Source organism: Pseudomonas sp. LBUM1653, from assembly GCF_059716115.1.
Genome location: NZ_CP166803.1, coordinates 3,718,177 through 3,732,030 on the forward strand (window position 1 = coordinate 3,718,177; position 13,854 = coordinate 3,732,030).

The 13,854-nt window shown below is 60.6% G+C and carries 8 protein-coding genes; 4 read left to right on the top strand and 4 right to left on the bottom strand.

Going from position 1 to position 13,854, the window contains the following annotated elements:
• Window positions 1-66: 66 nt before the first annotated feature.
• The 4 genes from pgm to ACA054_RS16690 form a co-directional block, all read right to left on the bottom strand.
• Window positions 67-1,713: a phosphoglucomutase (alpha-D-glucose-1,6-bisphosphate-dependent) gene (gene pgm, locus ACA054_RS16675; protein ID WP_497685226.1), complete on the bottom strand. Its 1,647-nt coding sequence runs from the start codon at window positions 1,711-1,713 to the stop codon at window positions 67-69.
• Window positions 1,714-1,813: 100 nt separating this feature from the next.
• Window positions 1,814-3,214, bottom strand: coding sequence for an aminotransferase-like domain-containing protein (locus tag ACA054_RS16680; RefSeq protein ID WP_497685227.1), 1,401 nt, complete (start codon window positions 3,212-3,214; stop codon window positions 1,814-1,816).
• A gap of 67 nt (window positions 3,215-3,281) precedes the next feature.
• Complete coding sequence (locus ACA054_RS16685) at window positions 3,282-4,760, bottom strand: hypothetical protein (RefSeq protein WP_497685228.1); 1,479 nt, start codon at window positions 4,758-4,760, stop codon at window positions 3,282-3,284.
• Window positions 4,761-5,325: 565 nt separating this feature from the next.
• Entirely contained in the window at window positions 5,326-6,348 is a 1,023-nt protein-coding gene (locus ACA054_RS16690) for a zinc-dependent alcohol dehydrogenase family protein (protein WP_497685229.1), read from the bottom strand.
• A 269-nt stretch (window positions 6,349-6,617) separates the two neighbouring features.
• On the opposite strand from ACA054_RS16690, the gene ACA054_RS16695 reads away from it, so the two are divergent.
• The 4 genes from ACA054_RS16695 (at window position 6,618) to ACA054_RS16710 (ending at window position 13,727) form a co-directional block, all read left to right on the top strand.
• Window positions 6,618-7,535, top strand: coding sequence for a LysR family transcriptional regulator (locus ACA054_RS16695; RefSeq protein WP_497685230.1), 918 nt, complete (start codon window positions 6,618-6,620; stop codon window positions 7,533-7,535).
• Window positions 7,536-7,848: 313 nt separating this feature from the next.
• Window positions 7,849-9,102 (top strand): multidrug efflux RND transporter periplasmic adaptor subunit MexE, encoded by a 1,254-nt coding sequence (gene mexE / locus ACA054_RS16700; RefSeq protein WP_497685231.1) that lies wholly within the window; start codon window positions 7,849-7,851, stop codon window positions 9,100-9,102.
• 15 nt (window positions 9,103-9,117) lie between these two features.
• The gene (locus ACA054_RS16705; RefSeq protein WP_497685232.1) at window positions 9,118-12,309 is read left to right on the top strand and encodes an efflux RND transporter permease subunit; all 3,192 of its coding nucleotides are present in this window, start codon (window positions 9,118-9,120) and stop codon (window positions 12,307-12,309) included.
• Complete coding sequence (locus ACA054_RS16710; RefSeq protein WP_497685233.1) at window positions 12,306-13,727, top strand: efflux transporter outer membrane subunit; 1,422 nt, start codon at window positions 12,306-12,308, stop codon at window positions 13,725-13,727. Before ACA054_RS16705 ends, ACA054_RS16710 begins: the two co-directional genes overlap by 4 nt.
• Window positions 13,728-13,854 lie beyond the last annotated feature (127 nt).

Here is a 13,854-nt window from a genome sequence, read left to right on the forward strand (position 1 = left end):
CAAGCTCGCTCCCACAAGTCGTACGCAATCCTGTGGGAGCGAGCTTGCTCGCGATGAGGCCATCAATCATTTCGCAGAAATAGCGCCATCTACCAGCGTCTGAGCCTCTGCCACCAACTGCTTGAGGTGGTCGTCGCTGATAAAGCTTTCCGCATAGATCTTGTAGATATCTTCAGTGCCCGACGGACGCGCCGCGAACCAGCCGTTCTCGGTCATGACTTTAAGACCGCCAATCGCCTGGTCGTTACCCGGCGCATGGCTAAGGATGCTCTGGATCGGTTCGCCCGCCAGTTCGGTCGAGGTGACCTGCTCTGGCGACAACTTGCTCAACAGGGCCTTTTGTTCCGGGTTGGCCTTGGCATCCACCCGCACCGAGAACGGCTCGCCCAGTTCATCAGTCAGTGCCCGGTAGGCCTGGCTCGGGTCGCGACCAGTGCGTGCGGTCATTTCAGCCGCCAGCAGGGCCGGGATCAGCCCGTCCTTGTCGGTGCACCAGACACTGCCGTCCTTGCGCAGGAACGAAGCCCCCGCACTTTCTTCGCCACCAAAGCCCAGGGAGCCGTCGAACAGGCCATCGGCAAACCACTTGAAGCCGACCGGCACTTCGTACAGGCGGCGTCCCAAGCGCTTGGCCACGCGGTCGATCAAGCCGCTGCTGACCACGGTTTTACCCACCGCGGCATCGGCTCGCCAGTGTGGGCGGTTCTGGAACAGATAATCGATCGACACGGCCAGGTAGCTGTTCGGCGCCAGCAGACCGCCAGAGGGAGTGACGATGCCATGACGGTCGTGATCCGGGTCGCAGGCGAAGGCCACGTCGAAGCGCTCTTTGAGGCCGATCAGCCCCTGCATCGCGTGGCTGGACGATGGGTCCATGCGAATCTGGCCATCCCAGTCGACGGTCATGAAGCGGAAGGTCGAGTCGACCTGCTTGTTCACCACATCCAGGTCCAGACGGTAGTGCTCGGCAATCGCCGACCAGTAGCGCACGCCTGCCCCGCCCAGCGGATCGACGCCCAGGCGCAGCTTGGCATCACGAATGGCGTCGAAATCGATCACATTGATCAGGTCGGCGACATAGGTGTTGAGGTAATCGTGACGATGGGTGGTGCTGGCCTTCAGCGCCTGCTCGTAACTGATGCGCTTGACCCCGGCGAGCTTGTTTGCCAACAGTTCGTTGGCCTTGGCTTCGATCCACTTGGTGATGTGGGTATCGGCCGGGCCGCCATTGGTCGGGTTGTATTTGTAGCCCCCGCTTTGCGGCGGGTTGTGGGACGGGGTGATGACGATGCCATCCGCCAGGCCCGAGGTACGGCCGCGGTTGTAGCACAGGATCGCATGGGAAATGGCTGGAGTCGGCGTGTATTCGTCACCTTCGGCGATCATCACCGTCACGCCATTGGCGGCCAGCACTTCCAGGGCGCTGGCGCCGGCCGGCGTGGACAATGCGTGGGTGTCGATGCCGACGAACAAGGGGCCATCGATACCTTGGGCCTGGCGATACAGGCAGATGGCCTGGCTGATCGCCAGAACGTGCCATTCGTTGAAACTCAAGTCGAACGAGCTGCCGCGGTGCCCGGACGTGCCGAAGGCCACCCGCTGGGTCGAAATGGCGGCATCGGGCTGGCCGGTGTAATAGGCCGTGACCAGTCGCGGGATGTCTACCAACAATTCTGCCGGCGCCGGCTTGCCCGCAAAAGGACTGAGTGTCATGCGAAAACCTCTGAGATCGAGTTCAGGAATTGGAACGGAGTTTACTGGCAGTTTGACTTTAACGCGACGCAATCGATCCATTGGCTTCATTTGCCTGGGCTCAATCGATGGCTTCCAGGCGCAAGGCGTCCCCCAGCAAGCCCAGCGCGGCGGCCAGTTCCTGGTCGTTGCCAAAGCCATGGCTCAAGCGCAAGTGTTGCGCGTGCAGGCCTTGAAGACTGAACAGTTCGCCGGGCGCAACGACCACCTGTTGCCTGAGCAACCGCTGGAACACCCGGCTCATATCAACCCGGCGCAGCGAGCGCAGCCAGATCGTCGCCCCACCCTGAGGCTCGACAAACTGCAAGGCGTCGCCCAGGCGCTCCTGGAGCATCCGGGTCATTTGCTCCTTGCCGTCCTTGAGGCGTCGACGCAAAACCTGCAGGTGTTGATCGATGCGTCCGTTGCTGTACAAGCGGGCGATGGCTTTCTGGCGAATCGGCGACAGGCGGAAGGCGCGCAAGAGAAATTGCCGTTGCAGCTCGCTGCTCATATGGCGAGAGAGCAAATAACCATAAGGGGCTTCCGGGCCGATGATCTTTTCGAACGTGGAAAACACCATCAAGCGCTCCGGGGCCAACAGATCGCGAAATCGGCGCTGATCGGGCTCAAACCCGAGTTCGCCATAACAATCGTTTTCCAGCACCCAACTGCCATGCCGTTCCAGCAAGTGCGCGATCGCTTGCCGGTTGTCATCGGGTGCCTTGCTGCCCCGGGGCATGTTCAGCCCGGACGACACCATCACCAAGCGTACCGGCTCCGCTTCCAACAGGTCCGTGAGACGCTTGTAGTCCAGGCTACCGTCGCCCAGCAACGGCCATTCGATCACCTTCACACCGGCCGCCTGAAACAAGCGCAGTATCGCCCAGTCACAGGGCGATTCAACGACCACCGCGGCGTCCTTGAGACCCAGCACCACCATCAGGATTTCCAGCACGCCGCGAAGATCGGCGCCAATGTAGACATCATCGGCATGCCAGCAGCGCACCGGCGAGGTGGTATAACGCGCCGCCAAAGCGGTACGCAACTCCAATTCGCCACAGGGCTGCGCAGACGGCTGTGGCTGGCGCGGGTATTGGCGCAGCAGCTCCCTTTCCAGCAGCAACAGCGGGCTGTCGAGCGGTTGCAACAAGGCCGGCTCATCCGCGCTCAGGACCAGCATGGCGGGAAGACGGGCGTTGACATACACACTCTCGAGCAAGTCACTGCCATCGAAGAGCGTGCTGTTGGGGGCGACCGGCAGCGCGTAGTAACCGGACTTGGCCACCGAATACACCCGCCCCTCCTTTTCCAGTAGCGAGTAGGCATACTGTATGGTCGAGATCGAGACGCTCAGGCGCTCGGCCAGTTCACGCAAGGATGGCAGGCGTACACGGCTGTCGCTCACGGGTTCGCTGATCAGGCTGGTCAGGTACCGGTAGACCGCCTGATAGGCGAAATCGGTTTCACGCTGTCCTTTCATGGCAGGGGACCACTGGCGTGGCAGTGGCGGTCACACACACTCGAAGAGGCCAGTAACAGGAGCACGTTCAACGTCCTGCCGACCATTCACCGGTCACGGACTCCTCGTCGCTTGCTTGCACTGGCACCGAGGCATGGCTGTCGGGCCGGTTCATCGACTTGCCCTCCTCCACAACCGGCCCCATGCCATATAACTTGCCGATCAGGCTGACAGGCAAGCCGCTGACATCGACCATCCACTGCAGGATCTGCTCCGCGACCGGGTGCCCCTGCATGGCCCGATGCAACTCGGGCATGGCCACGAGCATGCCTGGGTGACATTGGCGCAGGAAGCGCTCCAGGGCCGCACCTTGCTCGACAAATGGTGCAAACAGCAGGCACACCCATTGCGCCTCGTTCAGGCCAAAGCTCTGCTGGGCCTCGTCGGCGATCAGTGCGCGTTGACCGGCCAGGTTGTGTGGGTTGCCATAGACCTCGTCTGCCCGTTCACATAAGCGTTCCGGTAGCTGATTACGGCGCATCATCACCAGGGCGCGCTGCAGATAGTGTGCAACGCCTGCCTCATAGGTGCTGCCCTGGACGAAGCAGGCTTGCAATCCGCGCAGGTGCGCCGAGACAGCCACGCTGACGTATTGATTTTCGCCAAGATGAGCCGCCAGTTCATCGGCCTGGAACCCGAGAAACTCGGTCAGTAGCGGCCAGCGCTCTTCAAGGTGACTGACCAGCACGTCGTGAATATCGATGTAGGTCGTGCGACGACAGGCTTCAAACTGTTCTGCCGGACGCCAGGCCTCCTGGCCGTAGTCGGCATAAAACGCCTGATAACAGTCGCTGCCAAATTCATCGAGCAACTTGAACAACCCCCCGTAATCCGCCTCGTGACGGTTCGACGTCGCAAGGCCCGCCTTGGCGGCCGCGCGCTTGAGCCCTTCGATGAATCGCCTCTGCTGGCGCGGTGGGTCGCCACTGACCAAGGCATCGACGCCGTTGTTCCAGCGGGCTATTTGCCCATGGAACTCGCCTATGGCCAGGTACCCGTCGGCCCACAGGTCCAGCGGTCCGTCGACGACGCGACGATGGCCGATCATCAGCAGGTTCGTCCGATTGGATTCACGTCCGGCGCTGGATACAGGTGCCTGGTGATCGAACGGCAGTACCTCCCTGTTATCAACCATCAGCACTTCGACCCGGGGATCGTCGTAGACGAACAAGGCGTTGTAGCTGTGATGGATGTTATCCAGCGCCAGTTGGCTCATGCCATTGAGCCGCAGGGTCGCTACCCGCAGCTGGAATGTCGAGGGTGCCCGAGTGGCGATCGTCAACTGCGCGGCCCGCAGCAGGGCCAGGGTGTAGCAACTGTCACGCGATCCGCACTGGACCGCCAATACCTTGTAGTCACCAATCCGATCCATCCCTCCGGCGGCGACAGCCAGGCGCTGGATCAACAACTGCAATGCCGTGCGCTCGGCCCGTGAAAAAAAGCTCAACAAACGTTGCAGCACTTGTTGATAGACATAGTTCATCGCCTGATCATGGATATGGGTCATTTCTATTACCTGATATTCAAAGTTCGATATAGCGCAAACAACTGCACGCAAAGCGCAAGGGATGCCCGAAGGGAGATTAATTACTGAACTTTATTACCAAATGCTAACAATTAAGTTTTTTGTCATCATTTGAAATAATTGATCACTACAGGCTACGCAGGCCAGCAAGGGCTGACCCACAGCACCTTGGCGGGGGCTTGTTGCGATTGCCTTCGGCATCCTAGGAAATGTCCGACAGCGTCCCACAGACATTTAATACAAAAAATGAGGAAAGTAGCTTCTCGTAATAATGTGGCGACCACACAAAAAATCACTAGTTGTCGAACATGCGTCAACGACGCGCATTGAAAAGTATCGGCTAGATACCTGGCCATGACTCATTCCTTGAGATGAAAGTAATCATGCAATTATCAGTACTTGGATGTTGATTAGAAGCTACAGATCGAGAGCAAAAACCGGTTCAGTTGCTGAACCGACCCACCTTCTGGCTGGTGGGACGTCTCATGTCGGGGGCAAAGAGCGCAAAACGCAAGAGTCCGTGCACGCACGGACTCTTAGGGAGGGGTCAAGCAGGTTCGACTTGCAGGGCAACCCTTTCGCGGCATGGGCATTCGTCCATGTAGCGGTGCGCTTCGACAAACTCGGCGAACGGGAAGACCCGGGTCTTGAGCGGCAGCAGCACGCGATCGGCGGTCAGCTGGTTGATGTCGCGCAAGGCACGTTGCAGTGCGACCTGGTCCTGGATGATGCCCAGTTCCGGCTTGCCGGTGAAATTGCCGATGCAGTGCACGAAGAACTGAATGTTCTTCTGGAACGCCGCACACGCCGGGAATGGCGTCTGGTTGCCGCCCTGCAAGCCGTACAGTACCAAGCTGCCACGAGGCGCCAGTACGTCGCCGAGCAACGACATCTGCGGGCCACCCAAACCATCGAACACCACATCCACACCGCGGTTGTCGGTGATCTTGTTGATCCGCATCAGCAGATCTTCTTCCTCGGTGACGATGACTTTCTCGGCACCCAGCGACAGCAGGTATTCACGCTCGTCTGCAGTTTTGGTCGCGGCGATCACTCGAACACCCAAGGCCTTGCCCAATTGTACGAACGAAGGGCCGGCGCAGTGGCTGGCGTCGGTGACCAGGGCAAATTGCCCGGGTTTAACCCGCGCCAAGTCGACGTAGCCAAAATAGGCAATCAACAGCGGTGTGTAATGCACGCTGGCTTCGATCGGGCTGAGCACGTCCGGGTAACGGGACACCGACGAACGCGGCAGCACGATCAGCTCGCCGTAGACCGGATAATCGTTCGGGCTTTGCGCCGGGAAACTGGCGACCTTGTCACCGACCGCCAGGTCGTCGACACCCTCACCGACAGCGGTGACGATACCGGCCATTTCCTGGCCAATACCGGCAGGCAGCCGAGCGTGGGACGACGCCAGGTTCTGGCGCCAGAGTGTGTCATACCAGCTGATTCCAATGGCTTCGACGCGCACCTGCACTTCGCCCGGAGCAGGCAGAGCCGCCGCATGCTCTTCGCATTTGAGCACCTCGGCTGGACCAAACTTGTGAAAACGGATCGTGCGGGACATCGCAAACCTCGCCAATTGAACCTCTAATGCCTTGAACTCTAGCTGGGCTTTCAACCCAACACTATCAGTGGCTATTAATAGTCGACATGCCTGTCATTGATTCCGCAGCTGCAGCAACATCGTCAAATGTTGTAGGAAACTGAAGCAGCCGATGTGGGAAAATTGAATTACTCGGTGCAGAGTACCAGCCTTTCCCCGTAATATTCCTGCTGGCCATTGTTCTCATATGGCCGCTCACGTCAAGTTTGCTGACTCTGCCAGGACTCAAGATGAATCGTAATGACCTGCGTCGTGTCGACCTGAACCTGTTGATCGTATTCGAAACCCTGATGCACGAACGCAGCGTGACCCGCGCCGCGGAGAAGCTGTTCCTCGGCCAGCCGGCTATCAGTGCGGCGCTCTCGCGCTTGCGCGGGCTGTTCGACGACCCGTTGTTCGTGCGCACCGGTCGCAGCATGGAGCCGTCCGCGCGGGCGGTCGAAATCTTCGCCCTGCTCTCTCCGGCGCTGGATTCGATTTCCACCGCCGTCAGCCGTGCCGCCGAGTTCGACCCGGCCACCAGCACCGCGGTGTTTCGCATCGGGCTGTCGGACGACGTCGAATTTGCCCTGCTGCCCATGCTGCTCAAGCGCCTGCGCGCCGAGTCGCCGGGCATCGTCCTGGTGGTGCGGCGGGTCAACTACATCCTGATGCCCGGCTTGCTGGCCTCCGGCGAAATTTCCATCGGCGTCAGCTACACCACCGACCTGCCCGCCAATGCCAAGCGCAAAGTGTTGCGCCGCAGCTCGCCAAAACTGTTGCGCGCCGACACCATGCCCGGGCCAGTGAGCCTGGATGACTTCTGCGCGCGCCCCCATGCGCTGGTGTCGTTCGCCGGTGACCTGAGCGGTTTTATCGATGAAGAGCTGGAAAAGCTCGGTCGCAAACGTCATGTGGTGCTGGCAGTACCGCAGTTCAACGGGCTGAGTTCGCTGTTGAGCGGTACCGATATTGTGGCCACCGTACCGGACTATACCGCCGATGCACTGACAGCAGCTGGCGGGGTGCGGGCTGAAGACCCACCGCTGCCGGTGCGCAGCTTTGAATTGCACATGGCGTGGCGTGGGTCTCAGGATAATGATCCGGGGGAGCGCTGGCTGAGGTCGCGGATTCAGATGTTCTTTGGGGATCCGGATAGTCTGACCTGATCCTGATTATGTGTTGAGGTCGATGGCCTCTTCGCGAGAGGCTCGCTCCCACATTTGACTTGTGTAATTCCTGTGGGAGCGAGCCTGCTCGCGAAGGGCCACGACTCGATCCCAAACCAGACCATTGCCAATCTGGAAACACACAATTTCCATCAATCCAGTTGATCACCGCCCGACACAAGGCGCAGGCTAGAGAGCTGGCCAGGCCTCTCATATCATTCCGAATGATAGTTACCTTCGCCTCATTCGATTCGTGCGATACAACCCTGCCGAGCATCATTCGCCCAATCTCAATACATTGGCGGATGCATCCATGGAACAGTCACTCAAACATTTGCGCTTGCCGTTGGCCGTGTTGGCCGTAGTGGTGATGAGCGCTTGCGGCAAGGCGCCAGAGACTGCCGCCACCCTGCCCGCAGCCAAGGTCAGCGTGGCCAAGGTGCTGGAGCAACCGGTCAACGAGTGGGACGAATTCACCGGGCGCCTTGAGGCGCCGGAAACCGTAGAAATTCGTCCACGGGTCTCGGGCCAGATCGATGAAGTGGCCTTCACTGAAGGCGCCCTGGTCAAGAAAGGCGACCTGCTGTTCCAGATCGACCCGCGTCCGTTCCAGGCTGAGGTCCGTCGCCTCGAAGCGCTGGTTGCCCAGTCCCGCGCCAACGCCACCCGCAGTGAAAATGAAGCCCAGCGCGGTGAGCGCCTGCGCACCAGTAATGCGATCTCTGCCGAACTGGCCGACTCGCGTACCAGTGCCGCACAAGAAGCCCGCGCCGCCGTCGGTGCCCTGCAGGCGCAGCTGGATCTGGCCAAACTGAACCTGAGCTTCACCCGCGTCACCGCACCGATCAGCGGTCGCGTCAGCCGTGCCGAAATCACCGCCGGCAACCTGGTGACCGCCGATACCACCCCACTGACCAGCGTGGTTTCCACCGACAAGGTCTACGCCTACTTCGATGCCGACGAGCGTGTGTTCCTCAAGTACACCCAGCTCGCCCGCCAGGGCAAACGCGGCGCCACCACCCCGGTGTACATGGGCCTGTCCAACGAAGACGGCAACCCGCACCAGGGCCAGATGAACTTCGTCGACAACCAGGTCAACCCGAAAACCGGCACCATCCGCGGTCGCGCCGTGTTCGACAACAGCGACGGCAGCTATACCCCGGGCCTTTACGCGCGCCTGAAACTGGTGGGTAGCGGCACCTACAACGCCATGTTGATCAACGATGAGGCGGTGGGTACGGACCTGGGCAAGAAGTTCGTGCTGGTGATGGATGCCGACAACAACACGGCTTATCGCGCCGTGGAGCTGGGTCCGAAAATCGAAGGCTTGCGCATCGTGCGTAACGGCCTGAACAAGGACGACACCATTATCGTCAAGGGTCTGCAGCGGGTACGCCCAGGTTCCCCGGTCACCCCTGAAGTGATCCCGATGGCCACCGAGCAAACCCTCGCGGCCCTGGCCCAACAACGACAAGCGCTGGAAGCCAGCAACCTGCCCCAAGTCGCGCCTGCCAAGGTCGCGCCGGGTGTGGTTGTGAAAGTGGCTGCTGCGACCCCACGCGGTTAAGGGATAACGACTCCGATGAATTTTTCCCAATTCTTCATTTCACGGCCGATCTTCGCCGCGGTGCTGTCGCTGCTGATCCTGATCGCCGGTGCCATCTCGCTGTTCCAGCTGCCGATCAGCGAATACCCGGAAGTGGTGCCGCCGACCGTTGTGGTCCGTGCCAACTTCCCGGGTGCCAACCCCAAAGTCATCGGTGAAACCGTGGCCGCTCCCCTGGAGCAAGCGATCACCGGCGTCGAGAACATGCTGTACATGTCCTCGCAGTCGACCGCCGACGGCAAGATCACCCTGACCATCACCTTCGCCCTGGGCACAGACCTGGACAACGCCCAGGTACAGGTGCAGAACCGCGTGACCCGCACCGAGCCGAAACTTCCCGAGGAAGTGACGCGCATCGGTATCACCGTGGACAAGGCGTCGCCCGACCTGACGATGGTCGTGCACTTGACCTCGCCGGACAAACGCTACGACATGCTGTACCTGTCCAACTACGCGATCCTGAACATCAAGGACGAGCTGGCGCGCCTGGGCGGTGTCGGTGATGTGCAGCTGTTCGGCATGGGCGATTATTCGCTGCGCGTGTGGCTCGATCCCAACAAGACCGCTTCGCGCAATCTGACCGCTACTGATGTGGTCACTGCCATTCGCGAGCAGAACCGCCAGGTCGCGGCCGGCCAACTGGGCGCTCCCCCTGCCCCGAATGCCCAAAGCTTCCAGCTGTCGGTCAACACTCAGGGCCGTCTGGTTTCCGAGGAAGAGTTCGAGAACATCATCATTCGCTCTGGCGATGATGGAGAAATCACTCGCCTCAAAGACATCGCTCGCGTCGAGCTGGGTTCCAGCCAATACGCCTTGCGCTCGCTGTTGAACAATCAACCGGCGGTGGCGATCCCGATCTTCCAGCGCCCGGGTTCCAACGCCATCGAAATCTCGAACGAAGTTCGGGGCAAGATGGAAGAGCTGAAGAAGAATTTCCCGCAAGGCATGGACTACAGCATCGTCTATGACCCGACAATCTTTGTGCGAGGCTCCATCGAGGCCGTGGTTCACACCCTGTTCGAAGCGCTGATCCTCGTGGTGCTGGTGGTGATCCTGTTCCTGCAAACCTGGCGTGCCTCGATCATTCCGTTGGTGGCGGTACCCGTTTCGCTGATCGGTACGTTTGCCGTGATGCACTTGTTTGGCTTCTCGCTCAACGCCCTGTCGCTGTTCGGGCTGGTATTGGCCATCGGTATCGTGGTCGACGATGCGATCGTGGTGGTAGAAAACGTCGAACGGAACATCGGGCTGGGTTTGACCCCGGTTGAAGCGACCAAGCGCGCCATGCGTGAAGTGACCGGCCCCATCATCGCCACGGCGCTGGTGCTGTGTGCGGTGTTTATCCCGGCGGCGTTCATCTCCGGGTTGACCGGGCAATTCTATAAGCAGTTCGCCCTGACCATCGCCATTTCCACCGTAATCTCGGCCTTTAACTCGCTGACCCTGTCGCCAGCACTGGCGGCGGTGTTGCTCAAGAGCCACGACGCGCCGAAAGACCGTTTCTCCAGAGTTCTGGACAAGATCTTCGGTGGCTGGCTGTTCCGTCCGTTCAACCGCTTCTTTGACAAGGCCAGTCATGGTTATGTCGGCACCGTTACTCGCGTGATCCGCAGCAGCGGTATTGCCCTGCTGCTGTACGCCGGCCTGATGGTCCTGACCTTCTTCGGTTTTTCCAGCACCCCGACCGGTTTCGTGCCCGGCCAGGACAAGCAGTACCTGGTGGCGTTCGCACAACTGCCGGATGCGGCGAGCCTGGACCGTACTGAAGACGTGATCAAGCGCATGTCCGACCTGGCCCTGAAACAGCCTGGTGTGGAAAGTGCGGTGGCCTTTCCGGGCCTGTCGATCAACGGTTTCACCAACAGCCCGAACGCCGGCATCGTGTTCGTGACCCTCAAACCGTTCGACGAGCGTAAAGACCCGAGCATGTCCGCCGGGGCGATTGCCGGTGCATTGAACGGCCAGTTCGCCGGGATCCAGGAAGCCTACATGGCGATCTTCCCGCCGCCGCCGGTACAAGGCCTGGGCACCATCGGTGGTTTCCGCCTGCAAATCGAGGACCGGGGCAACCTGGGCTACGATGAGCTGTACAAGGAAACCATGAACATCATTGCCAAGAGCCACAGCGTTCCGGAATTGGCCGGGTTGTTCACCAGCTACACGGTGAACGTGCCCCAGGTCGATGCCGCCATCGACCGGGAAAAAGCCAAGACCCACGGCGTGGCCGTCAGCGACATCTTCGACACCCTGCAGATCTACCTGGGTTCGCTGTATGCCAACGACTTCAACCGCTTCGGTCGCACCTATCAGGTCAACGTCCAGGCCGAGCAGCAGTTCCGCCTCGAATCCGACCAGATCGGTCAGCTGAAAGTGCGTAACAACAAGGGCGAGATGATCCCGCTGGCGACCTTTATCAAGGTCAGCGACACCTCGGGTCCGGACCGCGTCTCGCATTACAACGGTTTCGTCACCGCAGAAATCAACGGTGCAGCAGCCCCCGGCTACAGCTCTGGCCAGGCGGAAAAAGCCATCGAGAAACTGCTCAAGGAAGAACTTCCGAACGGCATGACCTACGAATGGACCGACCTGACCTACCAGCAGATTTTGTCCGGCAACACTGCGCTGTTCGTGTTCCCGCTCTGCGTGCTGCTGGCGTTCCTGGTGCTCGCGGCGCAGTACGAAAGCTGGAGCCTGCCACTGGCGGTGATCCTGATCGTACCGATGACCCTGCTGTCGGCCATTACCGGGGTGATTGCCTCCGGTGGCGACAACAACATCTTTACCCAGATCGGTCTGATCGTATTGGTGGGGCTTGCCTGTAAGAACGCGATTCTGATCGTCGAGTTCGCCAAGGATAAACAGGAAGAAGGCATGAACCCGCTGGCGGCGGTGCTCGAAGCTTGCCGCCTGCGTCTGCGGCCGATCCTGATGACCTCCTTCGCGTTCATCATGGGTGTGGTGCCACTGGTGTTCTCCAGCGGTGCCGGTGCCGAAATGCGTCACGCCATGGGTGTAGCGGTGTTCTCCGGGATGCTCGGGGTGACCTTCTTCGGTCTGCTGCTGACGCCGGTGTTCTACGTACTGATCCGCAACTTTGTCGAACGCGGCCAAGCGCGCAAAGCCGCCAAGGCGCTGAAACTGGATAAGCAGCTGGAGTCGCATTCATGAGTTTGAAAGCTTTCCTGCCGAGCCTGCTGGCATTGGCGCTGAGCGCCTGTGCCGTGGGTCCGGACTACAAGACCCCAGCCACTGCGCCTGCGAATATCACCACGGCCACCGATGGTGCTGCCGGCCAGAAGAACTTCGACCGCTCGCGTTTCGAAGGCATCTGGTGGCAGCAGTTCGAAGACCCGACCCTCAACCAGTTGGTGACCGAGTCCCTCAAGGGCAACCGTGATCTGCGCGTCGCGTTCGCCCGCTGGAAGGCGGCCCGGGCGATCCGCGACGACGTCAGCAATGACGCCATGCCAACCATCACCAGCCGGGTCAGCAGTGACCTGGGCAAAGGGCAGATCCCTGGCCAGACCACCGACCGGGTCAACAGCGAGCGCTACGACCTGGGGCTGGACATGGCGTGGGAGATCGACCTGTTTGGCCGAATCCAGCGCAATCTGGAGTCGGCCAACGCCGAGCAGCAGGCGTTCGAAGCCGACCTGTACCAATTGCAAGTGACCATGATTGCCGAACTGGTGGATGCCTACGGTCAACTGCGCGGTGCGCAACTGCGGGAAAAGATCGCCCTGGCCAACCTGCAGAACCAGCAGGAGTCGCGCAAGATCACCATCAGCCTGCGTGATGCCGGTGTCGGCGATCAGCTCGATGTGGAACGTGCCGATGCGCGCCTGGCCTCGGTCGAAGCCAGCGTGCCGCAGTTGCAGGCCGAACAGGTCCGGCAGAAAAACCGCATCGCCACGCTGTTGGGCCAGCGCGCGGACAAGTTGACCGTGGACCTGGGCCCGAAAGACTTGCCGGCGATTGCCAAGGCCCTGCCGATTGGTGATCCGGGCGAGCTACTGCAACGCCGTCCGGACATTCGCAGTGCCGAACGCCAACTGGCCTCGGCCACGGCGCGTATCGGCGTGGCCAAGGCGGATCTGTTCCCCCGCGTCAGCCTCAGTGGCTTCCTCGGTTTCACTGCCGGGCGCGGTTCGCAGATTGGTTCCTCGGCGGCGAACGCCTGGGCACTTGGCCCGAGCATCACCTGGGCGGCGTTCGACCTGGGTAGCGTGCGCGCCCGTTTGCGCGGCGCCGATGCCGATGCCGAAGGCGCCCTGGCGAGCTACGAGCAGCAAGTATTGCTGGCCCTGGAAGAATCGGAAAACGCCTTCAGCGACTACGGCAAACGCCAACAGCGGCTGATTTCGCTGATTCGCCAGAGCGAATCGAGCCGTTCTGCTGCCGACCTCGCCGAGATCCGCTACCGCGAAGGCACCGCCGACTTCCTTGTGCTGCTCGATGCCCAGCGTGAGCGCCTGGCGGCCGAAGACACCCAGGCCCAGGCCGAAGTCGACCTGTATCGCGGCATCGTCGCAATCTACAAGGCCCTCGGTGGCGGCTGGCAGCCACAGACGGTCGCCAGCAAGTAACAGTCTTTAAAGCGCTCCTTTGGTTGGCCGCAACCAACCAATTCTTTGCCCTGCGCCCCATTCGGTCGCGGGGCTTTTTTTTGCCTGTCTGAAGACACTGTAAATCCCTGTGGGAGCGAGCCTGCTC

Coding starts and splice junctions, on each gene's coding strand:
- pgm (WP_497685226.1), bottom strand. CDS start 1,713: ATGACACTCAGTCCTTTTGCGGGCAAGCCGGCGCCGGCAGAATTGTTG.
- ACA054_RS16680 (WP_497685227.1), bottom strand. CDS start 3,214: ATGAAAGGACAGCGTGAAACCGATTTCGCCTATCAGGCGGTCTACCGG.
- ACA054_RS16685 (WP_497685228.1), bottom strand. CDS start 4,760: ATGACCCATATCCATGATCAGGCGATGAACTATGTCTATCAACAAGTG.
- ACA054_RS16690 (WP_497685229.1), bottom strand. CDS start 6,348: ATGTCCCGCACGATCCGTTTTCACAAGTTTGGTCCAGCCGAGGTGCTC.
- ACA054_RS16695 (WP_497685230.1), top strand. CDS start 6,618: ATGAATCGTAATGACCTGCGTCGTGTCGACCTGAACCTGTTGATCGTA.
- mexE (WP_497685231.1), top strand. CDS start 7,849: ATGGAACAGTCACTCAAACATTTGCGCTTGCCGTTGGCCGTGTTGGCC.
- ACA054_RS16705 (WP_497685232.1), top strand. CDS start 9,118: ATGAATTTTTCCCAATTCTTCATTTCACGGCCGATCTTCGCCGCGGTG.
- ACA054_RS16710 (WP_497685233.1), top strand. CDS start 12,306: ATGAGTTTGAAAGCTTTCCTGCCGAGCCTGCTGGCATTGGCGCTGAGC.